24 protein-coding genes are annotated in these 24856 nt (G+C 49.3%); 7 read left to right on the forward strand and 17 right to left on the reverse strand.

The genetic code is table 11. The features are described 5' to 3' along the window. Nucleotides 1-447 precede the first annotated feature (447 nt). Together Q1V85_RS16550 and Q1V85_RS16555 are read right to left on the reverse strand one after the other, a co-directional pair. The gene (locus Q1V85_RS16550) at nt 448-570 is read right to left on the reverse strand and encodes a hypothetical protein (RefSeq protein WP_300601618.1); all 123 of its coding nucleotides are present in this window, start codon (nt 568-570) and stop codon (nt 448-450) included. A gap of 57 nt (nt 571-627) precedes the next feature. Beyond that, entirely contained in the window at nt 628-1395 is a 768-nt protein-coding gene (locus Q1V85_RS16555) for a heparin lyase I family protein (protein ID WP_300601619.1), read from the reverse strand. A gap of 268 nt (nt 1396-1663) precedes the next feature. On the opposite strand from Q1V85_RS16555, the gene Q1V85_RS16560 reads away from it, so the two are divergent. After that, on the forward strand, nt 1664-2950 hold the full coding sequence (locus Q1V85_RS16560) for an HAD-IB family phosphatase (protein ID WP_300601621.1): 1287 nt from the start codon (nt 1664-1666) through the stop codon (nt 2948-2950). A 347-nt stretch (nt 2951-3297) separates the two neighbouring features. Here Q1V85_RS16560 and Q1V85_RS16565 read toward each other — a convergent pair whose 3' ends face one another. The 6 genes from Q1V85_RS16565 to Q1V85_RS16590 are packed head-to-tail and all read right to left on the reverse strand — an operon-like array spanning nt 3298 to nt 6144. Continuing rightward, nucleotides 3298-3864: a DUF4256 domain-containing protein gene (locus Q1V85_RS16565; protein ID WP_300601622.1), complete on the reverse strand. Its 567-nt coding sequence runs from the start codon at nt 3862-3864 to the stop codon at nt 3298-3300. A 39-nt stretch (nt 3865-3903) separates the two neighbouring features. Next, nucleotides 3904-4257: a VOC family protein gene (locus Q1V85_RS16570; RefSeq protein WP_300601624.1), complete on the reverse strand. Its 354-nt coding sequence runs from the start codon at nt 4255-4257 to the stop codon at nt 3904-3906. 56 nt (nt 4258-4313) lie between these two features. After that, on the reverse strand, nt 4314-4889 hold the full coding sequence (locus Q1V85_RS16575) for a YdeI family protein (protein WP_300601625.1): 576 nt from the start codon (nt 4887-4889) through the stop codon (nt 4314-4316). Between the two features lie 29 nt (nt 4890-4918). Further along, on the reverse strand, nt 4919-5299 hold the full coding sequence (locus tag Q1V85_RS16580) for a DoxX family protein (protein WP_300601626.1): 381 nt from the start codon (nt 5297-5299) through the stop codon (nt 4919-4921). Nucleotides 5300-5347: 48 nt separating this feature from the next. Continuing rightward, a complete protein-coding gene (locus Q1V85_RS16585; protein WP_300601627.1) occupies nt 5348-5815 on the reverse strand; it encodes an SRPBCC domain-containing protein in 468 nt (155 codons plus the stop codon). 5 nt (nt 5816-5820) lie between these two features. Then, nucleotides 5821-6144, reverse strand: a complete 324-nt coding sequence (locus Q1V85_RS16590) for a metalloregulator ArsR/SmtB family transcription factor (protein WP_300601628.1) — start codon at nt 6142-6144, stop codon at nt 5821-5823. A gap of 63 nt (nt 6145-6207) precedes the next feature. Between Q1V85_RS16590 and Q1V85_RS16595 the strand changes: the two genes are divergently transcribed. Further along, complete coding sequence (locus tag Q1V85_RS16595) at nt 6208-6762, forward strand: SRPBCC domain-containing protein (protein ID WP_300601629.1); 555 nt, start codon at nt 6208-6210, stop codon at nt 6760-6762. Between the two features lie 4 nt (nt 6763-6766). Here the strand turns inward: Q1V85_RS16595 and folE are convergent, their stop codons facing one another. From folE to Q1V85_RS16610, 3 genes are read right to left on the reverse strand one after another with little or no spacing between them, the layout of a single operon-like run. After that, complete coding sequence (gene folE / locus Q1V85_RS16600; RefSeq protein ID WP_300601630.1) at nt 6767-7426, reverse strand: GTP cyclohydrolase I FolE; 660 nt, start codon at nt 7424-7426, stop codon at nt 6767-6769. Continuing rightward, nucleotides 7426-8073 carry a sigma-70 family RNA polymerase sigma factor gene (locus Q1V85_RS16605; protein WP_300601631.1) on the reverse strand — a complete coding sequence of 216 codons (648 nt, stop codon included), beginning with the start codon at nt 8071-8073 and terminating at the stop codon, nt 7426-7428. Before Q1V85_RS16605 ends, folE begins: the two co-directional genes overlap by 1 nt. A 1-nt stretch (nt 8074) precedes the next feature. Next, complete coding sequence (locus Q1V85_RS16610) at nt 8075-8470, reverse strand: hypothetical protein (RefSeq protein WP_300601632.1); 396 nt, start codon at nt 8468-8470, stop codon at nt 8075-8077. 180 nt (nt 8471-8650) lie between these two features. Between Q1V85_RS16610 and Q1V85_RS16615 the strand changes: the two genes are divergently transcribed. The 5 genes from Q1V85_RS16615 to Q1V85_RS16635 all read left to right on the forward strand — a co-directional run bounded on the left by Q1V85_RS16615 (nt 8651) and on the right by Q1V85_RS16635 (nt 15123). Continuing rightward, entirely contained in the window at nt 8651-9325 is a 675-nt protein-coding gene (locus tag Q1V85_RS16615; RefSeq protein WP_300601633.1) for a YceH family protein, read from the forward strand. A 482-nt stretch (nt 9326-9807) separates the two neighbouring features. Next, nucleotides 9808-10227, forward strand: a complete 420-nt coding sequence (locus Q1V85_RS16620) for a nucleoside 2-deoxyribosyltransferase (protein WP_300601634.1) — start codon at nt 9808-9810, stop codon at nt 10225-10227. A 271-nt stretch (nt 10228-10498) separates the two neighbouring features. After that, nucleotides 10499-11047 (forward strand): hypothetical protein, encoded by a 549-nt coding sequence (locus tag Q1V85_RS16625; RefSeq protein WP_300601635.1) that lies wholly within the window; start codon nt 10499-10501, stop codon nt 11045-11047. 167 nt (nt 11048-11214) lie between these two features. Continuing rightward, a complete protein-coding gene (locus Q1V85_RS16630) occupies nt 11215-12531 on the forward strand; it encodes a hypothetical protein (protein ID WP_300601636.1) in 1317 nt (438 codons plus the stop codon). A gap of 501 nt (nt 12532-13032) precedes the next feature. After that, the gene (locus tag Q1V85_RS16635; RefSeq protein WP_300601637.1) at nt 13033-15123 is read left to right on the forward strand and encodes a hypothetical protein; all 2091 of its coding nucleotides are present in this window, start codon (nt 13033-13035) and stop codon (nt 15121-15123) included. A 61-nt stretch (nt 15124-15184) separates the two neighbouring features. On the opposite strand, the gene Q1V85_RS16640 is transcribed toward Q1V85_RS16635, so the two are convergent. From Q1V85_RS16640 to Q1V85_RS16665, 6 genes are all read right to left on the reverse strand, one after another. Then, complete coding sequence (locus Q1V85_RS16640) at nt 15185-16318, reverse strand: family 20 glycosylhydrolase (RefSeq protein ID WP_300601638.1); 1134 nt, start codon at nt 16316-16318, stop codon at nt 15185-15187. Between the two features lie 17 nt (nt 16319-16335). Continuing rightward, nucleotides 16336-17613 carry an IPT/TIG domain-containing protein gene (locus tag Q1V85_RS16645; RefSeq protein WP_300601639.1) on the reverse strand — a complete coding sequence of 426 codons (1278 nt, stop codon included), beginning with the start codon at nt 17611-17613 and terminating at the stop codon, nt 16336-16338. Between the two features lie 27 nt (nt 17614-17640). Then, entirely contained in the window at nt 17641-19293 is a 1653-nt protein-coding gene (locus Q1V85_RS16650) for a RagB/SusD family nutrient uptake outer membrane protein (protein ID WP_300601640.1), read from the reverse strand. A gap of 134 nt (nt 19294-19427) precedes the next feature. Continuing rightward, nucleotides 19428-22787 carry a TonB-dependent receptor gene (locus tag Q1V85_RS16655; RefSeq protein WP_300601641.1) on the reverse strand — a complete coding sequence of 1120 codons (3360 nt, stop codon included), beginning with the start codon at nt 22785-22787 and terminating at the stop codon, nt 19428-19430. 97 nt (nt 22788-22884) lie between these two features. Beyond that, nucleotides 22885-24018 (reverse strand): FecR family protein, encoded by a 1134-nt coding sequence (locus Q1V85_RS16660; RefSeq protein WP_300601643.1) that lies wholly within the window; start codon nt 24016-24018, stop codon nt 22885-22887. Nucleotides 24019-24101: 83 nt separating this feature from the next. Beyond that, nucleotides 24102-24692, reverse strand: coding sequence for a sigma-70 family RNA polymerase sigma factor (locus Q1V85_RS16665; protein WP_300601644.1), 591 nt, complete (start codon nt 24690-24692; stop codon nt 24102-24104). Between the last annotated feature and the right edge of the window lie 164 nt (nt 24693-24856).

Consider the following 24856-nt stretch of genomic DNA (forward strand, 5'->3'; position numbering starts at 1 on the left):
CCTACAATAACATTGAAGACTTACAACAAAGGCTAACGCAAGTCGTTAACAACATTACTACAATCATTACAAAATCAATCTGCGGAAATGAATTCTACCTAAAAACCTTTAAATATAAATTTAATGTCTAATTGGTATAAACCGTGCGCCGGGTGGTTCCCCTTTTCCAGGTGCAGATGATAGCTATGGTAAAATTTCAAGCAGCAGCGGAGTTCGTAAAGGTACAATCTCTGATGCCATCAATGCTAAAACAGATATCAGAGGTTCTACGCTTTATCGCATCCTGGGGGCGCTGGGATATAAATTCGCACAATTTGGAGAAGTATTTGACGCTGTAACCGAACAGGAAATCGATGACTATATAGAGCTGCTGACCAGGGGAAAATAGTGCATTCTGTTATTCAGGGGACATATAGGACGGGGAGGACAGCGAGCGTAGCCACTGTCCTAAATGTCGCCCAGGTCACCCAGCGATTTAGAAATTCCACGCCATCCAATCCCATAAAAAGAAGCTTTTCTTAAAACAACAGTTTGGTCTGCTGCTACAAAATACAAAAATGTTCCTGCCATCACGCAGGAACATTTTGCATATCATTCAATTTACCGGGAATGCCTACATGTTTTCCGCTACTGCACCACATCTGCATAGCTGGTGCCAATGCGGATGCCTTTTACAATATTGGTAACCTGGGCTTCATCCCCGCCATACACGCCCCATTTGGGATCGCAGTAAGTGGCATCCATCGTGCGGCAATAATACCGCTGGCTGCCGTTGGAGAAGGTTTGCTTGGTGCCGTTGTACCACAGCTCTATATAGCCGGTAGTGGCACTGTAGGAAAGCTTCATGCGCAGCACAAATTTTAACCAGCTGCTGGTGGCCAGGGTTGTAGACCAGGGTACCGAAGCGGTATGGTTAATGTCGAAATACTGCAGCTCCAGGTTGCCGTTTTTGGTGCGCAGCATAATGGGATGGTTGGCGGTGGTGCCCGTGGGATAGGATTTCCACTGGAATACCGCATCGGTTTGTAAGGTGGAGGGCATGTACAGCTTGCTCGTCCAGCCGATGTAGATCTCATCCCCGTCCTGGGCCTGGTAGTTCTTGGCGCCATGCCCTTCTGTACGATGGCTGCCGGAGGGCTTTAAAAATTTCCAGCAAAGGGTGCTGGTTTCATCATTGATGGTGGTAACCGCACCGGAGCCCTCAATGTTAATGTCTTTCCATACATTGGCTGAGCCCTGGGAGGCGGCACCGTTGAATAACAGGGAAGTGGCTGCGCGGGCCTGGGTGCCTGCAGCCGGTTCAGATACCGCCTGGGCGGCTTTTTTACATTGAGGCAGGGCCAGTACACAGGCACAGGCAATGGCTACGAGGCCATGCGTGGATCGTTTTTTCATCGTTTTTTAGTTTTAGGGTTTAAAAATCTTCAGACAACAAGCGTTTGCGCAGGCAAACGAACATTTGTATAAATGTACATACAAATAAAATACCCTCCGAAAAAGTTCCTACAACGTTTTCGGGCTTCGGGGTATACAACAAAGCTCCTTTTCTCCCGCCCCGGCCCCAGCCGGCAACCGGAAAAAAACCGGTTCCTAAAATGCCGTCTCCTGTTAATAGGCCCTACTTTTGCACCGCCAATACCCAAGGATTGACATTGACAAGGAAATGAAACAAAAGCATTACTACATCATCGATTTTGACAGCACGTTTACGCAGGTAGAAGCCCTGGATGAACTGGTACGGATCTCTTTAAAAGACAACCCCAAACGGGAAGCCGTTTATAAAAAGATAGAGGATTTTACCAACCAGGCCATGAATGGTACCATGTCTTTCTCAGATAGCCTGGCGGCACGTGTAAAACTGCTGGAGGCCGATAAATCGCACCTGAAAAAACTGGTGGTGCACCTGAAAAAAAAGGTATCCCGATCCTTTTCCCGCAACGCGGCGTTCTTTAAAAAACATGCGGACGATGTACTGATTGTTTCCGGGGGCTTTAAGGAATTTATTACACCGGTGGTAAAAAAATTCCATATCAAAAAAGAAAATGTTTACGCCAACACCTTTGTATTTGATGCCGCGGGGAAGATCATTGGCTACGATGATCAAAATCCATTAAGCAAGGAAGGCGGAAAAGTGATCCTGATCCGCGACCTGAATTTACAGGGCGAGCTTTATGGTATTGGCGATGGCTATTCCGATTTTCAACTGCGCGAAAGCGGGCTGATAAAAAAATTCTTTGCCTATACCGAAAATATTTCGCGCAAAAGCGTAACGGCTAAAGCCGACCATGTAACCCCCAGCTTTGACGAGTTTCTTTACCTGAATAAATTGCCGGGCGCTATCTCCTACCCCAAAAACCGGATCCATTGCCTGGTGATGGGCGCGGTGGCCGAAAAGGACCGGCTGCCCCTGGAACAGGAAGGGTTTACCCTGGTATACGAAAAAGACGCTGATGAAAAAGCCCTGCAACAAGCCAGCATGCTGCTGATAAGCCCGGATGTAGTACTGGACCCTAAAAAGTTAAAAAAGGCTACCCGCTTAAAAGCGATCGGTGTTAGCGGAAGGATAAAAACCGGCATTCCGCTGGAGCTTTGTACCGAAATGGGTATCGTGGTATTTGGCAGTGCGAAAACCAACGGGCAACCGGCACAGCGCATGATCGATTTTATGAATAAAGGCGCTATCAGCGACAGCGCTAATTTTCCCCGGCTACAGCTGCCGGCAGTAAATAATACCCACCGCATCATTCATATTCATAAAAATGTACCGGGCGTTCTGGCACAGGTAAACCTGCTGCTGGCGCGGCACCAGATCAACATCAGCGCACAGTTCCTGATGACCAATGCCATTGCGGGTTATACCATTATTGACATTGATAAGAACTACGATAAGCAATTGCTGAAAGAATTAAAAAAAATAGAGCACACCATTAAAACCAGGGTGCTCTATTAAAAGCAAGGAATAGCTGTATGCCAATCCTTGCCGTTTCCTTAAGCGATTGTTATGATGGCCGCAGATGCTGTTAAGCGTCAAACGATTTTTGATTTTTTTTTAAATTAAGGCCGCTGATAATCAGCGCAGCTTGCCATGACAGGGCGTGACAAGTTACGCTGGTTGCATGCCGTCTCTAAGATATTTTTGAATAGGACTAAGCTGTGGTTCGATTTAACGCGATGGACGCAACGTATCCGCAACGGTCGCAATGGGAACCTGAATCTTGAAAAATCCCCTTTGCGTATTCCTTGCGTGGCCTTTGCGGAATCCCTTTTAAGTAAACGACATTAGTATGCCCATACCAATTATACCCACAGCGCTCCCCGGAATCCCCGTGCCGCGTAATACGACTCTGCCCCGTTATGATAGGTAAATACATGATCATAACGCCGGTCGCAAAAAAGCGCCCCGCCCCGCTTTCTTATAGCCGCGGGCGTTTGTATCCAGCTGGAGGTTTTTAAATCAAAGGGACCCAGCTGCTGCAACCGGCGGTATTGCTCCTCTGTTAATAATTCTATACCCATCGCCTTTGCCATTTCCATTGCACTGTCTGCCGGTTTATGTTCCTTCCGCGATGCCAGTGCATCGCCATCAAAACAAAGGCTTCGTCGCCCTTTAGGACTTTCGGCAGCACAATCTGCAAAAAGATAGACATCCTCCTTTTTATTATATTCCACTACATCCGGTTCGCCCCCGGTGCGTTCCATTTCCTCCAGCGACCAGAGTTTTTCGGGGCTGGCCTGCAGCCTTGCCTGTACCGCAGCCCATTCAATATCCTTATGCCGGTTTTTGTTTTTTTCAAAACGGGCTTTTAATAGTTCCAGTAATGTTGTAGCCTGCGATGCGGGCAACTGCTTTTTTGTAGCCTTCATATCCTGTTGTTTAAAGGTTTTGTTTGTTCACCCCGGGGGTTAAACCGCCTGTCCAAAGGTCAGCAGGTTATTATCAGGATCCAGTAGTGTAAATTCTTTTTGTCCCCAGGGCTTTAGTTGCAAATGCCCGGCCGGATGTATGGCCACGGAACGGTCCAGCAGCAACTGGTACAACTGATCAATATCATTAGTGCGGATATATACCTGGCCGTAATTCTGTTTGGAGTCCAGCTCCCTGAATTCAAAAAAATGCAGCTGGATGCGGTCCTTGCCAACCATCAGGTATCCTTCATAATCATTTCCCACCTGCTGAAAGCCCAATTGATCGATATAAAATGCTTTTGTAATTGTCTTATCGCGCATGGGTAATTTCGGGTGAATGTCTGTAAGCATTATGAGATAAATTTTGAGGAGAAAAATCAGGCACACATGGAGTGCTTCAGGCCCGGTTAATCCTCCGGCCCTTTTCCTTCCAGGATATTCGGTATATATTTTTCCACCCGTGCCGCCCGGGTTTTGGATTGTTTAGCCTGCGAAAAATAAAACAGGTAGGCGCGTTGCCGGCCGGGTGTCAGCGCGGCAAAGGCCTTCTTCAGCGCCGGTAACGCATCCAGCTTTTGCTGAAACTCTTCCGGCACCGCATAATCCTTTGTCTTTTTCAAGGGTACTTTTAAACCCGCCCGTTCTACTTCTATGGCCTCATAAATATAGGTTTTTATCTGAGCGGTCTGCTGTTTTATCTCCTTTATGTTTGTAAAGCGGATCTGGCGGGCCGACTGTACATTTTCCGTTTGCTGGATCAGAATGCCCGCGGGGTCCTGCAACAGGGCGCCTTTGAAAAGCAGCAAGGCACAATATTCTTTAAACACATGGATCAGCACAATATTGCGTCCCTCAAATACATAACAGGGGCAGCCCCATTTCAGCTCTTCGGTAAGGCCGCAATCCAGCACGATCTTTCGCAGGAGCTTTATTTCCTCCTGCCATTTTCCTTTATCAAAATAGAAATCGGTTTTCGGGTTCATATACTATTTTTTGATCCGTTACCATAAAGTTAAGCAGGCTTACTGATTTTCCGGCTTGCCGGCCGGAAATACCAGGATACCATGGTAAGCACGAGTAATAAGGATGGGCCAAAAAGGTCTTTACCACGATCGCCCAAAACCAGGTGCGAAAAAATGGCACCCGTCATAGCAAAAAAGAAGCCGGCATATGCCCATTCTTTTAATAACGGGAATTTTGGTATAAGCACGGCTATTACCCCCAGTATTTTCCAGATAGCCAGCAAGGTAAGCAGGTACGCCGGGTACCCCAGGTGCGCCATCAGGGTGGTTTCTTCTTTGGTCTGCATCAGCTGTACAATGCCGGTAGACAGCATGCCCAGGGCCAGCCAGGCCGTAGCGATCCAATAAATAATCTTGTCTCTTTTTTTCATAACGGTGGTTTACTGTGTATGGGTGCGGTATCCGTACAAACCGCACTATTATTTTAACTTACCTGCGATTTGCTCCAGGCGGTCATGTGCCATGTTGATGCCATAGGAAAAAGGCAGTTTCAATTGCTCGGCCCGGTGCTTTTCAGACCGGTATACTACCTGCATGATCAACCGGCTGGTATCTTCGGACAGGGGTTCAAATTCCAAAAACTCCAGCTGGATGCCAAAGGGCGCATTTTCCATTTCAAAGGTGCGGGTGATCTTTTTTCCGGGTACAAATTCATGGATAGAGCCGTTTGCACGGAATACTACGTTTCCTTCTGCATTACTGGTTTCAAACTGGTACCCGCCGTGTTGCTTGTTTTCCAGCTTTAATACTTTTGTGCCCATCCACTGTTCCACAATTTCGGGTTCGGCATAAGCCCTGAACAACAGATCTACCGGCAGGTCAAACTCCCGCGTAATCACCAGGTCCTGCCGGCCTTCTCCGGCATTGATTTTTGTTTTCCGTTCCATACTGTTTATTTTTTTGATTTGTATTTTTTCATTACGTCTTCCAGTTTGTTAAACCGGTCGTCCCACATTTTGCGGAACGGCTCAATAAAGTCGGATACTTCTTTCATTTTTTTTGCATTAAAATGGTAATAAATTTCCCGGCCTGTTTGTTCCTGTTGCAACAGCTCACACTCGGTAAGGATCTGCAGGTGTTTAGATACGGTAGGCCGCGCCGTATCAAAATTGGCGGCGATAGCACCGGCCGTCATGGATTGTGCCGCTACCAGCAGCAGGATGGCCCTTCTTGTAGGGTCGGCTATAGCCTGGAAAACATCGCGTCTTAAATTCATTATGTAGCTATTTGACTACAAATATACATGTAGTCATTTAACTACTCAAATTTTTATTTTTATTTGTCACCCTTTAAAGCCGGTGTACATATCAAAAATGTCCGGATTGCCCGGGCAGAAGGTCTGATTTACACCCGGCAGCTGCCGTTTCCCGATCCTATCTTTGTATTTCAACAATACCTGTCAATAATGAAAAGTATCTATCACCGGTTACTCATTGAGGCTCCGCCGGAAAAAGTTTATGAAGCATTAACAACCCAGGAAGGACTGGCCGGCTGGTGGACACCGGACACAGAGGCTATTCCCCAAACCGGAAGTGTATCGCGGTTTGTATTTGGGCCCAGCTATTTTAAAGAAATGAAGGTAGAAGCCCTCATGCCTTTTACCAGTGTGCAATGGCGTTGCTTAAAAGGGTATGAAGACTGGATTGGCACTACCCTTAATTTTGAATTGCAGCCACACGTCAAAGGAACGGTGCTGCTCTTTCACCACGACGGGTGGAAGGACTATACACCGGAATTTGCTTCCTGCAGTTATGATTGGGCGCTTTTTTTCAGGAGCCTGAAATTTCTTTGCGAAACCGGTAAAGGATTTCCTTATCCGGAGTTTAATAAGTAAGGATTTATTTATTGCGGATAAATGCCAGGAACTCCGCCCGGGTATTTTCATTTTGAAATTTTCCGGAATAACTTGCGGTAACGGTATTGCTTTGGGTATCGCGGATCCCCCTTGCCGCCACGCATAAATGATCCGCCTCCACCACCACAGCCACATCCTCGTGCCCCAATGCCGCTTTTAATCCGTCGGCGATCTGGATGGTGAGCCGCTCCTGCACCTGGGGCCGTTTGGCATAGTATTGTACCAGGCGGTTGATCTTGGAAAGACCGATCACCTGGGCGCCGGGAATATAGGCTACATGTACTTTTCCAATGATCGGTACAAAATGATGCTCGCAACAGGAATACAGGGTAATATCTTTTTCGATCAGCATACGGGTATACCCGTATTTATTTTCAAAAAGACTGATACCGGGTTTATTAGCCGGGTTCAAACCACTGAAGAGTTCTTTCACAAACATTTTTGCCACCCGGGCTGGCGTTGCGCTAAGGCTGTCATCCTTAAGATCTAACCCAAGGGCTTGCAGGATCCGGGAGAAATGATATTCAATTTCGCTGATCTTTTCAGCATCGCTTTGCTCAAAAGCATCCGGGCGAAGCGGTGTATCCGTGCTAAAGGCTTCCGGTTCCCGGTTCACAGGTTCCTTTATTATATATGGTTCCATTAAAGTGTGTTGATTGTTTTCATAACCCGTTCCACGATGGCATTGCAGTATACCAGGTTAAACTCAAAGATTTCAGACGGGGCGTATTGCTTCTCCATTTCGTTCCGAAGCATTGCCTTTGCCCGGTTCAGCCGCACTTTTACGTTGGCCTCACTGATGGCCAGCAAATCGCTGGTTTCAGACACGCTCAATCCGTTTATTTCACGCAGTGAAAACACCATCCGGTAGTCGAACGGTATATTACTGAGCGCATCTTCAATGATCTTTCCCAGTTCCCGGTTCTGAACGACGCGTCCCGTTTCATTATCAGAACCTGCAAACAGGGGTGCGGCATTATCATTTATATCCATGGCGATTTCATTTTTAAAGCCGGATTTTGTTTTTTTCCGGTAGCAATTATTGAGCATGATCCGGATCAGCCAGGTCTTAAAATCCGATCGCCCTTCAAACTGTCCTAAGTTTTTATACGCATCAACAAATGTGTCCTGCATCAGATCCTGTGTATCTTCATGATTGTAATTATACGATCGCCCGATTTTATACAGGAAGGGATTGTATCGGCGGATCAGGATTTCGTAAAATGCCGTATCCCTGTCTAAAATCCGCCTGATAATTTCTATATCGGTAAACCGCTCAAATGAAGTCATATTATGGTTTGCTTTGTGAAAAAACTCCGGCCATCTTCGCCATAGAAAAAGCACCAATTGCCATTACCAGGTCCCGCACGGCCACATCAGGATAATAAAATCCTACCAGTAAAGTTACGGCTATTGCTGTAAGCCAGGCGGCAACAATATACCCGCCTACCGCTGCCTTGCGGAATACGATAATGCCTGCTGCAATTTCTATAACGCCTACGATCTTCATAAAGGCAGGAGCCGACATCGGCAACAATTGCGCCAGGAACGGGTTGATATAGTGCTCCCAGTTCGTAAGCACATTGGTAAACTTATCGAGGCCTGCTACAATAGGAACGATACCGAATGTAAGTCGTAACAATCCGAAGACATGCTTTAATGACTGTACTGCATTTGTTGTTTCCATTTCTTGATTTTTTGCTGTTACCCTATTAGAGTCAGCACCGCATCAAAAGGTTACAAAAAAACGGGACTTTCAGGACCCGGAACCGGGAGTCCCATTGGCAGCAGCATTTTCAACAATAGCAGCACAACATTTTGCATCAATTGTTCGGAAACTGGCCGGTGTTATCGTATTTTTACCCCTATGAGCAACGAATTAACTGAATCGAAATCTTTGCCGGTACTGGATAGTGAAGAGATCCGGGTGCTGGGTGCCCTGATGGAAAAATCAAAGGCAACGCCGGAGTATTACCCTATGACCCTGAACGGGCTTACCGCCGCCTGCAACCAGAAAACGGCGCGTTACCCGGTGGTGAATTATGATGAACAAACCGTTACCCTTATCCTGGACCGGTTAAAGCGGAAAAACCTGGCGGCAACCGTTACCGGGGGCAGCAGCCGGGTTATTAAATACCGGCATACCATTGCGCTCAATTACCAGTTTACACCAGATGAACTGGCGGTATTATGCCTGCTCTTCCTGAGGGGGCCGCTTACGCCCGGTGAAATTAATAGCAGCTCCGGCCGGTTGTATGAGTTTGATGACCTGGCTGAAGTACAGTCAGTACTGGAAAAATTATCAACGGCCGCTACGCCCTATATACGGCAGCTTTCCCGTCAACCCGGCCAAAAAGAAGCGCGTTTTATGCACTTGTTTGCGCAGGAGAATGTGATGGAGTTCTACGCCACAGAATCGGCCAGCGCCCCATCAGCGGCATCTGCTAACAGTCAGATCGAAGCGCGCCTGCAGGTGGTGGAACAGGAGCTTGCCACATTAAAAGAAGCATTTGAAAAATTGTTGAAGGAGTGGACGGGGTAAGGCAGCGTATTATCGTACTGTATTATTAAAGCTGATGATGGAGCGCGTGCTTTTTTATCCGTTATGGGTCATTGAAGAATAATCATACGATCATCATGTTGAGGCGCAGCCGAAGCATCCCCCTGTAATACCGGGCAGCCCGAAGACCGGGAGACCTTTCGACTTCGCTGCCCTGCGCTCAAGGTGACGAAAGCATAGGGTGTCATCGCCACTGCCAATGGCAGACTACGTTACGTATAGAAGAACAATCATACTATCGTCGTGTTGAGGCGTAGCCGAAGCATCCCTGTAATACCGGGCGGCCCGAAGACCGGGAGACCTTTCGACTTCGCTGCCCTGCGCTCAAGGTGACGAAAGCATAGGGTGTCATTAGTGAAAGCCTTTTGATACCGCCACTCTTTGTACAGGGGTTGACACAGGATATTGCGTCACTTATAACCATGAACCGGACGCCTTTTTTTAAGAACTAATCTTTTGATGCCATGAGGACCGCATATATTTCCGTCAGCTTTCACAATCGCCCGCTGTATACGCAGGCTTTAGCAGCCATTGTTGAAGCGCTGGCCAGCTCCGGGGTTACACCCTTTGTATTTGTCGATCACTATACATTTGACGCCTCCCAGGAACGCGCAATGATGGTCCAGGCTATGAAGGACATTGAACATAGCGACCTGCTTATTGCCGAAACTTCGGACAAGGCCATCGGTATTGGTGTTGAAGCCGGCTATGCAAAGGCCAAAGGTAAGCCAGTCATTTACTTAAGACATAAAGATGCTGCACACTCAACTACGGTTGCCGGCATCAGCGATTTCCAGATTATTTATGCAGATGATAAAGACTTGAAACAACAGCTCATACAGCTGTTGAAGCGTTTTACATTTAATGGATGCCGGTCCTTTTAAACCGGTCGTTTTTGTATAACCGGGAAAAACACAGCGCAACATTCCGGATCCGCTGCCATTTACGCCCCGCAGATCTTCGCTGATTTGAACGCAGACCTAACACGCCCAAAGGACTGAAGCCCCTGGTGATTGATGCAGCGGTGTTACAATATTATACACGCGGCAGGAAAAGCGCTCACAGCAATTCATTACACTAAATCATCAATTCAGAGCAAACAGCAATCTGCGCTTTTTAAAGCCGGAATAGTTTTGTGTTCTAAAACAATCTATCATGTATAAAATGCTTTTATTTACGCTCATGACGTTTTCGAGTTTACTGGGCGCTTGCGAAAAAGACAAAACCAATACCCCCGACGCCTATGGAGATGGGCCCAAAACACCTGTTCCAGCTGCATTACAGGGCGGGTGGATGTATGGCAACTTTTCCACTACAGAGTACTGGAATCAAAACCCAATGGAATATATCGGCGACGGTTTTGAATTGGCTATTGCATTTAAATTTAATGCCAACGGCACTTATGAACAATACTTTACTTCCAAAACAGTAGCGGGTGGCATTGCCACCTATCACCAGTCGTTTACCAAAGGAACGGTAGAAATCAACGAAGCGAATAAAACGCTGATCACCCATGCATATTCGGCGCATTATAAGCAAACCAAAAACGGGCAAACCACGGAAAACCGGGATCTGACCGATAAAGAGATCACCAAAACAACACAATACACCTACGAGCCGGGAACAGAGCCCAATGGCACCAGGGTGATCCGTCTTAAAATGAACGGTACTACTGACCCGCTCTCCTTCCTGCTGAAATTTTGATCATTTGTTTACGTTGGTTTCAGGTTTAAAGTTCAACGTTTCAGGTTGGGCTTCGTTCCATACCTGCTGTGATCGTTTCATTTTAAAATTCTCAAAACCTGATCGCCGTAACTAAGGTTAACAAAAACCGCTATTGCACGAATTCCTGTTTTTATAAATCACAATCAATGAAAAGAATTCATTTTTCCGAACGTCTCCGGATCTTATTGCTGCTGCTGGGTTTTATACTCCTTATTGCAGTGTCCTGTAAAAAGACACCCCTGAACTCCGGAGACGAAGATCCTTATACACCCGAAGCGGGTAACAACAGCGGGCAGATCACTCCGGTAGGAACAGTGCTGGAAACAGCCGTAACCGCCACGATCGGGCCTTCCGGTGGAACTCTTCAGTCTGCAGACAACGAGCTGCGCATTACCATACCCGCAGGAGCCGTTACTTCAGATAAGGTGTTCAGTATCCAGCGGATCACCAATACCAATATTGCCGGTACCGGTGCGGCCTATCGCCTGCTGCCGCATGGTACTCAATTTTCAAAGCCGGTTACGCTATCGTTTTCTTACGATACGCTCGTTTATGAAGGCACCGCGCCGGAAGCCGTTGGTATTGCCTACCAGGATGAAAAAGGCATCTGGTGGGGACAGGGCGCTGTGAAAGATGCAGCAGCAAAAACACTATCTGTTAGCACCACCCATTTCAGCGACTGGAGCTTATTCCAGGCATTTAAGCTTTCTCCTGCATCCGGCGCCGTAAACCCGGGTCAAACATTGAACCTGCATGTGTACAATAACCTGTCGGATGACGACATGATTCCTCCTGTTTCCGGTGCGCCCCGGCCTATTGGCCCGCAGCGCGATGTAACCGCAGCCTATGTAAAGGAATGGAAACTGGGCGGAGCAGGCACGCTAAGTCCGGATGGCTCAGAAGCCGTATACACGGCTCCCGCCAGTATACCCGCGCGCAACCCGGTAGCCGTTTCCGCTACATTAAAAGGTTCCGGTACCGGGCAGTATATGCTGGTATCGAATATTTACATCGGTCCCGATGGTGTAGCGCTCCGTATTGATAACGGTCCCTGGTTATATGGCACCTGTCCGCTGGGCGTTATCACCGCGCAGGGCATTCATACCCTAGACGCAGCGGTTGTATCTTCAGACAATAACGGACCGGGCAATGCCGCTTTTAGTATCAAATGGACCGGGTATCCGGTCGGTCATATCAATTGGGGCGAAACCCTGCCCTGGTTCCTTTACCAGCCGCCGGGCAATACGGGCTATCAGCAATTTCTTGTGACGAGCAATGCCGTTTTACCCAGTCCGGGAGGTATTGATTTTACCCGGTATACCGAAGAACCGGGGGAATATATTATCGGTAGCTTTTACCTGGAACGGGCCGGGAAGTATGTTGTTACCGGTACCGGTACTACCTGGTCGCCTGCTAAGATTGAAGGCTATTTCCGGGTAAAGCGGGCTGCTTCATTAGAATAAAAAACGCAAGATTCCAGTGTGCTTCCCCGGCCTGTTGTAGCATTACAATGAATCATCCGGATGCTGTTCCAACGCATAGCTATAGATAACGACAGATAATAATGGCTTCCGGTAAGCGGCGCATCCATCAGCGGCCGTATTCAAACATCACAACTTCCTTCGGAGAATATACCAGGGTGATGTTTGAATACGGCTTCTTTATTACAATCGGCAGCTTACCGGCAGATGGCTTCAATAAGCGGTGCAGTTGGCAATAACCGGCAGATGCCCATATTTCTCCCCTGTCGTCAATCCTCCAGGCCACGGCCACCAACGTATTGTAAAACACCTTCCGCTTTATAATGCATGGTCAACGGCCCATAATACCCACTGATGCTATGTACCCATGGCTTTTGCGGCACATCCATATTGCAGGCTCCCAGGTATTTTCTTTATGGTAACTTTGTGGTTCATAACGATGCGGATGAAGCATTTGTCATCATGAACATAGCTCATAAAATCATGCAACAAGCCTTACATAAAACCATACTCCTGGTGCTGCTCTTTTATACGCTTGCACTGGGAGCGCAACCCGCCATTGATCTGAGCGGTCTTAAAAAAAACGGTGCGCGGGTGCATACCAACAACAGTCATATTATCGTTCAGTGGCCGGCGGGAAAATCCGGTACAGTAAAAATGATCCTGTCCCGCGACGCTGCACGTCCCCTCTTCCACAGCATACAGGTAGCTAAGGCGAACACATTTACAGAAGTGGTGAAGGAGCTGGACCCTGTATTTATCCTGCGGGAAGGCACGAGAACACTGAGCCCTTCCAGCGGCGGCTGGGATGTTTTTTTTGATAAAGTGCCGGCCCGGCCATATACCACGAACCTGGTGGCCTTCAGCAACGGCAATGGTTCGGTATCCAGCGATGGATCGCGGACCATTGTAAAGATCGGGACACTGAAAACGGCTTCCTTTTCCGGCCATTTAGAGATCACTATTTACAATGGAAGTCCGTTGTTTAATATTGCTGCCGTGCTTTCCACGGCAAAGGATTCAACCGCCATTTTATATGACGCGGGGCTGGTTCATAAAAAGGATACCTGGAAGGCCATTGCCTGGGCCGACGTAAATGACCGGATGCAATACCAGGATACTGGTCTGCAGGACACCGCGCAAAACATGGAAGTAAAATACCGGACCATTATTGGTTACACGGGTAAGGGTAGTTGTGCCGTATTCCCTGCACCGCATCAATATTTTTATCCGCTTGATGAAGCCTTTAATTTAAAATTCACCTGGCAGGGCCGCAACTATTTAAACATGGTTCGGGGTTTCGGGATCGGCATCCGGCAGGATCCGCCGGGCGACCGGCGCTACGTGCCCTGGTTTAATGCACCGCCCGGTACTGCTCAGCGGCTCAACTTTTTTTGTCTGGTAAGCGCAGACCGCCCCGCAGCTACGTTGGATGCTGTAAAGCAGTTTACGAACAATGATCATTTTGTTGCACTGCCCGGCTATAAAACAATGGCCAGTCATTTTCATAACGAGTTCATTACACAGGTGGCTTTGAGCGGAAATCCCGTTCCGGAAGAGCCTGAATTTAAAACAGTATTGAAAGGCTCAGGGATCGATATTGTAAAGCTGGCCGAATTTCATGGAGTAGGTCACCCCAAAGGGCCGGATTCCGTCCGGTTGAAGGAACTGCATGCATTGTTTACACAAACAAAGCGGCTTTCAGATACCGGTTTCCTGCTGCTTCCAGGTGAAGAGGTCAATAATTTCTACGGTGGTCATTGGCTGGCATTATTTCCCAAACCGGTGTACTGGGTCATGTCGAAAAAAACAGGTACACCTTTTCTTTCCAAGGATCCGTTATATGGCACCGTATACCATGTGGGCAGCAAAGAAGAAATGCTCCGGCTCCTGGAGCAGGAGCAGGGCCTTGCCTGGGTAGCCCATGCCCGTACAAAAGCATCCACAGGTTATCCGGATCAATACCGTGAAGCAGCCTTTTTTAAATCAGACACTTACCTGGGCGCAGCGTGGAAGGCAATACCCGCCGATCTTTCATGGGCAACCCTTAGCAAACGGGTACTGCATCTTATGGATGACATGGCCAACTGGGGATTGAAAAAATACGTGCTGGGCGAGTCGGACATTTTTACCATCACCCGGCAAAACGAGATGTATGCGCATCTGAATGTTAATTATCTCCAACTAAAAAAACTTCCCCGGTATGATGCGGGCTGGCAGCCGGTGCTGGATGTATTGCGCAATGGTCGCTTTTTCGTATCCACTGGTGAAGTACTCATCCCGGCTTTTAATATTAGCGGAAAGGAAGCCGGTGACACATTAAAACCGGCAGCATCGGGCAAGGCAATGATTACCATCCAGCTTCGCTGGACCTTCCCGCTGCGGCACGCGGAAATCGTTTCAGGAGATGGGAAACAGGTTTTTCGCACTCCTGTTTCGTTAAACCATACCCTGCCCTTTGGCAAACAAACCTTCCGCTGGCCGGTACAACTTGATAACCGGAAATGGGTACGCGTGGAAGTATGGGATGTAGCCGCCAACGGTGCTTTTACACAGCCGGTATGGCTGCAATAAGACGAGCCCCGGTGCATAGCCGGCCGGCACATGGGACCGGCCCCCTGCCAAAAACGGATCACTACCTGCCCGTTTGACGAATGGCCCGGAACAGGTTTTTAAACGTTGCGATATTGGCGGCGGCGCCTGCGGAATACGGCTGCCTGCCATAATAGGCACGGATAAATTCCCCGGTACTGATCCACGTGGTTTCGAGTACCCCCTGCATACGCCCTGCAAGCGTTTGCGCAAATTCCGCCCGGGTACCGTCTTTACGCGCGGCGTATACCTGTTCCAACTGGGCGAGTGCCGAAGCCGTATCCGCGCAGGCACTTGCCAGCACATCAAAACCTTTAACGGCAAAATAAGCGGGTGTGGGCGGTGCATTCTCATATTTCCAATCGGTGATCAGGATGTCTTTCGGAATCATGTCAATGGCCCGGTGGGTATTGTTCATACTGGCCTGCCAGCCCAGCAGGTTGGTGGTTTTGCCATCGATCAGGCGATCGCTCCACATCCACATGCGGCATTTTTTTTCCTGCAGGCGGGCATGTAATTTCCGGATATATTCAGCAAGGATCTCGGCCTTATCCCGGCCGCCACAGCGCGGACATTTTTCATAACCGATGATCCAGGCTTCATCCAGCCCTGCGTGAAAATCCGTAGCGCCACATACTTCAATCAGTTCATCCATCAGCGGAAAAAGCACCTTCAACAGATCCGGATGTGCGGGGCAAAGACTCTTATGATAAAAGTCGTACCAGTTTCCATACTTCCAGGGTATGGGTGGATCCAGGTCCGGCGATTCATCAAACTGCGGATACTTTGCCAGCAGCGGTAACAGCTCCGTTTGTTCCGATTGGTGCCCCAGCAGGTTCATCATGGGCACCAGCCGGATATGCGCCGCTTTACAGGCCAGGGCGATCTGCTGCATTTCGGCTTTTGACAATGCCCCGGCTGCAGCCAGTTCCGGGTGCGATTCAAACTGGTACCACCATTCAATGCGCAGGGCCAGTGTGTTCACCCCCTCCTTCGGCAAGGCTTCTTTTATAAACCGGCACAATATAGCTACATCTGACCGTTGCGGTACGTTCAGCATCAATCCTCTTACAGGCAACTCTTTCCAGGGAAAGTCTTTATAAGATTGCCCATTTGCCCGGCTGCCTGAAAACAGGCCTGCACCCAGGATGCAGGCCATCAACCATAAACGTTTCATTTTTTTCATCGCGCTCCTTATTCTGTGATCACCTTCCGTACCCGCTGGTTATTGCGATCCAGCACATATACCACGCCGTTTTTATCAACAGTTACCCCTGTGGGTGCATAAAACAAGGCCGCGCTTCCCGTACCATCGGCAAAGCCCGCAGTACTGCCGCCGATATAGGTACTTACCTCCCAGGTACCCGCTGTAATACGGCGGATGCATTGGTTGCTGTTACTGCCCGATCCATCCCAGGTACCATTGCCCGCTATATACAGGTTACCGTTTTTATCTACGGTAATGGCCCAGGGCATATCAAATTTAGCAGCAGCACCTGTTCCATTTACCAGGCCGGTTACCCCAGCCTGACCGGCGATCAGCGTTCGTTCCCAGGTATCGGCTTTTAGTTTCCAGATCACGGATTTGCCGTGTTCCACCACATAGAGGTTCCCCTGCTGATCAACCGTTACATCGGAGGGATAGTTAAACCCGGTAGCTATATCCTTTGTACTACCGTCTGGTGTTACCTGTACAATGGTACCGGAAGAAGTATTGGCGTAGTACACCATCCCATTGCGTTTATCAATACCCAACCCCCAGGCCTCGCCCCAGCATACCCGCGAAGTGGTTCCATCGGGCGTTATCCGGCGTACCGTCCAGGCCTCCGGATCCGATACATACAGGTTACCCGTGGTTGGATCCGTAACTACATCAAACGGCAGGTAGAACTCGGCTTCGTCTCCCTTACCTTCTTTGTATCCATAATTACCACTGCCCGCAATGGAGGTAACCGTTCCATCCGGCGCAATCTTCCGCACGCGCCGGTTACCAGGATCTGCTACAAAAAGATTGCCGTCTGCATCCACATCCAGCCCGCAACGCGCACTAAAGTTAAACGAAGCCAGCCGGCCCGCTCCATCTGCAAAGCCGGCCGTACCGGTACCTGCCAGGGTAGAAACCACCGAAGAAGGCAGGTAATTAAAATCGGTTTTACTGGTCACGGAGCGGCCATTAATGGTTACTTCAATTTTTCCGCTGCCGGCCTTCCGCGGAATCACGATCAGGATCCGGTCTTCTACCGTACCCTCCACATAAGCCTTTACACCGTTTACCATTACGCTCACCTCATTTATATGCTTGCTGAAATTGGTACCATAAAGCAGCACCTCCGTTCCTGCACCACCGGAAGCCGGGGTAAACTGGTCTACGGTAATGGGCGCATTGCCATTGTGCTCAAAGCTTGTGTCTTTTTTACAGGCGGTGGCCATCAGGATCATCAGCACCACCAGGCCTTTTATAATCGGTTTCATATCTATCGTTTTTGGTTCAAATAAGTATTACCAGCCGGGGTTCTGTTTAAATTCCGGGTTACGTCCGCTTACCTTGTCGATCTCGGCCTGGGGTATCGGCAGCCAATAGTTTTTGTTGGCATCAAATACCCGCTTTTCAAGTACCGGGTAGGTATAGGTAATATTTCCCGATCCGCTTACCGCCACTCCATGTACTTCTTTATTGTCGGTTAGTTCCGCAATCTTCCAGCGGCGCACATCCCAGAACCGGTGGTCTTCCAATGCCAGTTCAATCCTGCGCTCATGCCGGATGGCTTCGCGCAGCGCATCCGTTGCACTGCCCACGTAATCGGGCATCCCTGCCCTGCGGCGTATCGCGTTGAGCGCATTACGGCTTTCCATAGCGGCACCACCGGATTCATTAAGCGCTTCTGCATAGTTCAGGTATAGTTCTGCTGTACGCATCAGCACCCATTTACGATCGGCTGCGCCGGTATTGGTAAACAGGTTTACCGATTCCAGCAGGTATTTACGGGGCCAGTAGTTGGAAGCGATTTGTCCGGACCGGGGTACATCGGCGCCGTTCGGATCCAGGGTACGGCCCTTCCAGGTAGCACCCGGATAGAGGATGGTGGCGTAAAAGCGGGGATCGCGGCCCTCATAAGGCTTTTGCGGATTGTATCCCGATGCCGCATCTTTGACAGACAAGCCGGTTTGCTTCATTTCATAGTCATCTACCAACTCCTGCAGCGGGTTGATATTGCCATAGCCGTTGGAACCCCTGGGATTCATTTCCTGGTCGATGCCACCATCGCGGTAAGCACCCGGGGCCGGACGGCTCCAGATCACTTCTTTATTGAGGTATTGCGTAAAGATCTCCCCATAATTGCTGTGCAGGGTATAGCCATTGTTGAGCGCCGAATCCAGCGCTACCTTCCCTGCCTGCGCGGCCTGTGCCCAGCGGTTGCGGTCGTTGGCAGGATTAAAAAGCGGACTGGCATAAAACAACAATGCCCGGCTGCGCAGGGCCAGCACCACCATTTTTGAAACGCGGCCCCAGTTGGCCGGCCGTTCTGCATAGGTAAGCGGTAACAGGTTTTCGGCATCCTGCAGGTCTTTAAGCACACTGGCCATCACCTCATCGATCGTATTGCGTTTATAAAAAATATCGTTAGGATTATCAAACGGGTTCTGTTCTTTCAGGATCAGCGGTACACCGCCCCAGCGGATCATCAGCTCAAAATAATAAAACGCCCGCAACGCCAGCGCTTCCCCGCGCAGCCGGTTGCGGCGTTCCGGATAATTGGCATCCTCCGGCACCAGCTCAAAATTTCCCAGGAAGATATTGCAGGCCCGTATCTTGGCGTAAAAGCTGCTCCACTGATCCGCCAGCGGAAAATTAGACGGGCTCATGGCACCGGTATTAAAGTTTCCGGCATCCGGATAGGAAACCGAATTATCGGCCGCCTGGTTGGTTTCATCGGTGGCACTGCTCAGCATCCACGGGGATGCGGGTTTAAAAATATTGGGCAGGTTGTCGTAGATCACATTTACAAACTTCTCTGCGTTTTCAATATTGCTGAATACCTCTTTGCCCGTGATCAGATCACTGGGTTTGCGATCCAGGTAGTTCTTGCTGCAGGCGTTCCCCAGCAGCAACACCATACACAAAAAGATGGTTTTTACGAATGTCATTTTCATCTGCTTATTTTTTATTGCTTTTGGTCAGATATTCCGAAGACGTTTAGAACGCATAAGGCTATATTCATTTTCATCTTCGAACGGAATGAATATTTTCGTATACGCGATTTCATTGTTATCGGTTCACCCAGGAATTAAAAGTTGATGGTAATGCCCGCATTATAGATGCGCATAATGGGATACGGCTGCCAGCCCCAGCGGCCGCCGGTATTGGACTCCGGATCAATCCCCAGGTCTTTTACATTATCCCAGGAGATCAGGTTCAATCCGTTCAGGTAGATCCGGGCCGTTTTAACGCCTACATGATACAGCCAGCGCCGGGGCAACTGGTAGCCCACTTCCAGGTTCTTTAGTTTTACATAATCCGTTTTGCGTACCCAGTAGGTAGAGCTGATAAAGTTATTGGCCATATTGCTTTCCGACAGGTGCAGGGCCGGGAAGGTGGCATCGGCTGCATTCTCAGGCGTCCAGCGATTGAGATGGATGGGGCGGTAACTACCGCGGTAATTAAAGGTCAGTTGTGAAGAATACATCTGCCGCCCGCCCAGCGCGCCCTGGAACAGCACACTGATGTCGAAGCCTTTATAATTAACCCCGAAACTGGCCCCAAAATAACTGGTGGGCACATTGAGCATGGGGATCATTACCCGGTCTGCCTCGTTGATAATATTATTGCCATCGATGTCTTTATACTTAATATCGCCTGGAATGACCGGGGCAAAATTCTGTACCGGGCTATGGGCAATCTCGTCCTGACTTTTGAAGAGCCCTTCGGCAATATATCCCAGGTCGTACCCGATGGGAAGCCCTACAATACTTTGGTAGGAATAGGCCAGTTTGGGCTCATCCATTTCCAGTATCTTATTTTTTACATACTGGTAATTGAGCTTTGTAAATGCTCCCAGGCCACCGATGCGCGTATTCAGGTTGGCTTCCACTTCAAAGCCCCGGTTTACAATGCGTCCCAGGTTACGGTTCACTGCAGCAGTGATACCCAGGTAAGAAGGGATGGATCCCGCATAAGTAAGAATGTCGGTACGCATTTCCCGGAACAGATCCGCATTGATCTTCAGCCGGTCTTTAAAAAAGCCGGTCTCAATGCCCAGGTTGGTCTTGGCTGCTTTTTCCCAGGTGATGGCCGTATTCCCGATCCGGTTCTCTACATAGCCATCGTTGCCGCTGCCGGGATTGCCAAATGTAAAGCCACCACCGCGTGCATAATCAGAAATATACAGCCAGCGTCCGCTGCCCACCATATCGTTACCCACATAACCATGGGAGAAACGCATCTTCAAAAAACTAAGGGCACCGCCGCTATGCATGAACGGTTCATTGCTGATGACCCAGGCGCCGGACAGGGCTGGGAAAAACCCATACCGTTTACCGGGAGGAAAGTTCTCTGAGCCGTTGTAGCCGGCATTAAATTCCAGGTAATATTTTTTGTCATAGTTATAGGCCACACGGCCTACATAGCCCTGGTACACACGGGGCAGATCGCCCAGCTGTGAGCGGTAATTGCGGTTGAACAGCAACAGGCTGCTCCAGCTGTGTTTTCCGAAATCGCGGTCGTACATCAGCTTCAGGTCATAATAGTAATAACGCTGCCCGCTGGCATAACCAGACCGTTGCAAACTGGTGGCAATGCGGTGCTGGGTATAGGTGCCGGTGCCTGTTCCCGGGATGCTTTTATAGCGATAGGAATCAAAACCCTGGTCCAGTGCAAAATTGATATCGCCGTAGTTCTCAAAAGTAAACAGTCCCTTTACTTTCAGACCCGGAGTGATAAAGTCCAGCTTGCGCGACAATGCCACACTTCCGTTGGTACTATGCCAGTACGCATCCAGGTAACCGTTGTGGGTTAAGATGCCATAAGGGTTGGAAAAATCTTCCCGCATATTCCCGGAGGCGATGCTGCCATTGGGATTTAATACCGGGGTAAGATTGTTGGTCATTTGCGACAACAACACCCAGAAGAATTCAAAATTCGACCGGTCCTGAGAAGGCGTGGTACGGTTCTCCAGTCTTGAAGCCAGGTCTACCTGCAGATCGGTATGCTTATCCAGGGTGATATCTACATTTGACCGGAAGTTAAAACGGTCGTATTTATATTTTACCCCGTAGGCATTTTCATTGGCCCGGTTGTACAGGGGTTCCTGCCGCAGGTAAGAACCCGATACAAAATATTTTACATAGGGCGATCCGCCGCTGATATTGAAATTGGCTGTTTTTTGCGGCGACCAGTCGCGGATGAGCTCCTTATACCAATCCACGTTTGGGTAATCATAAGGCTTTAGCCCTGTGCGGAAGTATTCCAGTTCCTGCTCCGTCCATACCGGCAGCAGGCCATCATTGCGGGCTGCTTCGTTCTGCAGTTTACCCGTTTCATAAGAACTCAGGAAACGCGGAAAATTGGTGGGCTGCTGCAGGGCATATTGAAAATTGGCCTGTATATTGGGCGGACCATTGATCCCGCGCCTCGTAGTAACCAGGATGATGCCATTAGCCCCCTGGATACCATAAAGCGCCGTTGAAGAAGCATCCTTAAGAATGGATACGGATTCAATTTCATTGGCATCCAGCTGACCCAGGTTGGCATCGCCACGGGGCAAGCCGTCAATTACGATCAGCGGGTTGGTAGCACCGATGGTGCTGATGCCCCGTATAAACAACTGGGAGTAATCATCACCGGGGCGCCCGGAACGTTGTACGGTGATCAACCCCGGTAAACGCCCTGCCAGCGCATTGGTAAGGTTGGCCACAGGGCTTTGTTTCAGTTCCTTTGTCTGGATACTGGATACCGCACCGGTAACGCTTTGCCGGGTCTGCTTCTGACCGTAAGCCATCACCACCACCTCTCCCATATCGGTTTCTGCCAGTTGCAGGATAATGGACAGGGGCTGCGACGCATCCACCCGGAGTTCCTGTGCCAGGTATCCCACCGCTGATATCCGGATGGTGGCTGGCAGCTTTTTGGCACTCAGATGAAACTGCCCCTCTGCATCGGTCATCGTAGAACCTCCGTCACCATTCAGCACCTGTACCGTTACATTGGGCAGGCCTTTTTGGAGGGAGTCCGTTACCCGCCCGCTGATCCCGCTCTGGGCCGGGGTTACAGGGGGAGCGACGGCCGGCGGGGCACCGGCGGGTTTCTTTTTAATGATCACCATCCGGTTCTTTAGCTGGTAGGTAAGCGGCAGCCCGCTGAGCAGCTCTTTTAAAGCCGCTTCGAGCGATAGCCCCTGGATATTCGCTTCAGCCACTTTTAGCCCGCGCACATCCTCTACCCGGTAAATAAAATCGGCATTACTTTGTTTTTGCAAGCTGTAAAACACTTCGGTCAGCAGCAGGTTGCGCCCCTTCACCGATACCGTTTGTGCGTTACCGGAGCTATGCACCAGCAGCAACATCCACATCCATACCACCGGGAGTACCCGGGAAACAACCGTTGGCGCCCATCGTCTGTGACCGGGCCCGTCCATTTTTCTTATACGCATTTTTTATCGTTGGTTTATGAATAAGCAAACGTATCCCACTTGCCATTGCTGGCAATTTTTTTTATGCTGTTCCGGTAACAGAAACTTCGTCTTCCTGCTAATCTGTTATCAGCAATGTTCTTCCCTTTATACTATAGTTGAAATGTTCAAACTCTTTCAAATAATCAAGCAATTCTTTTAAGCCTTTTGACCGGGTGTAGCGCACCCAAAACGCCTGTTCGCTCAGGTGGGCCTGTATGCGCACATCCACATCGTACCACCGGGCAATCGGCTGCAACATCTGCCGCAGGCTCATATTATCAAACAAGAAATAACCATCTACCCAGGCCAGGGCCTGCTCTGCATTTACTGCTCTTACCGTTATAGCCGCTCCCTGTTGCAGGGAGGCTTCCTGGTTGGGCCGCAGCAGCCGTTTTTCCGCGGTATTGGCCACCTCCACCGCACCTTCTGCCAGGGTTACCTTTGCCCCCGGATCCTGTGCATAGGCCTGTACATTAAACCGGGTCCCTTTCACTGTTACATCGCCGGTTTGCAGCTTTACCACAAAGGGCCAGGCCGCATTTTTGGCCACTTCAAAATAGGCTTCCCCTTTTAGCTCCACCTGCCGTTCCTTTTCATTAAACTGCATCGGGTAGGTAAGGGCCGATTCTGCATTCAGCCACACTTTTGTTCCGTCCGGCAGTACTATGCGGTACTGTCCGCCCCGGGGTATTTGCAGGGTGGCAAAGGAAGCGCTGCCCCTGGCCGCCAGTGTTTGTCCGTCTTCATACTGCATGCCACCGGTATCTACACGGATCCCCGTTTTCTTTTCACTCAGTGCCAGGCTTTTGCCGGTAGACAGGATCAGCGTGGCCTTATTGCCACCGGGAGCAATGCCCGTTTGCTGTACGGCCAACGGGGCATTGTTTGAATGACGGTACGTACGTATTAAAAAGACGCCGCTTAACACTACCAGCAATACCGAAGCCGCTACTGCTACCCTTTTCAGATACACCCTGCGCCGGGTACGGATCTGTTGCATCAGTTGCCGGTGCACCTTGTTGGCATCAAAGTCCGGAACCGGGCCGGCATCTGCATCCGTTACCGGTTGGTTAAAATGCCCGGAAATCAGCTCCTGCAGCTCCGCATCGCCCTCGCCGGTTTCAAAATAGCTCAGCAGCAATTCCGCCTCTTCCCGGGAGCAATTGCCCCGGAGGAACCGTTGGTAGAGTTGTTCGATTTCCGCGTTCAATAGAGTGCGTTTATTATATATTCAATTGAAAAGAAAAAAGTCTATGCTCGTCTGAAAAAAAAATTCCGGCAGGGCAGTCGTACTTATTCGCACCAGATGGTTACCAGCAACAGACAAAGCGGTGGAATGGTTTTATAGTTGGTGAGTTCCTGGCGGATGGTGCGCATCGATTTGGCCATATGATCCTTAATGGTACCCAGCGAAACATCGGTTTCCCGGGCTGCTTCTTCATAGGTTTTGCCTTCCATTTTTATAAGCAGGAATACTTTTTTACGCTGCGGCGGCAGTTTATCAATGATCGCGTTGAGAATGGTACTGGTTTCTAAAAAGCTCATATGCTCGCCCACCGGGTCATAATTGGCGGTAGCGGAGCGGATCAGCAATTGTTTATAGCGTTCTTCCCGGATAGCCTTCCGGTAAAAATTAATGGTAGTGCTTTTGGCTATGCGGAACAGCACCGCCTGTACGGGCACTTCCTCGCTGATGGTATGCCGGTTTTGCCAAAATTGTAAAAACACCTCCTGCACCAGCTCCTCGCAATGCTCATGCACCTTTACCAGGCCCTGTATCCGCCGGTATACAATAGTAGCATAACGGAAATAAAGCCGGGAAAAGGCCGTATGGTCACCTTCCTTTAATTGCACAAGTAGATCCGAATCTGGCAAATTCATCATTGATATTTGGAATCTCTAGGGTAAAGATAATAAAGTTGTTTAAACTTTTAGGGTGCGATGGTATGCCCCGCAGATTTACGCCAATTTTTTCCGCATTGAATCTGCCCAAATCAGCGGGAAAGTTAGACGTCTCATTGCCTAGGGGAAAATTGAAACCGCTTCAA

The sequence above is a fragment of the Niabella sp. genome (assembly GCF_030150205.1).
Classification (GTDB): Bacteria; Bacteroidota; Bacteroidia; order Chitinophagales; family Chitinophagaceae; genus Niabella.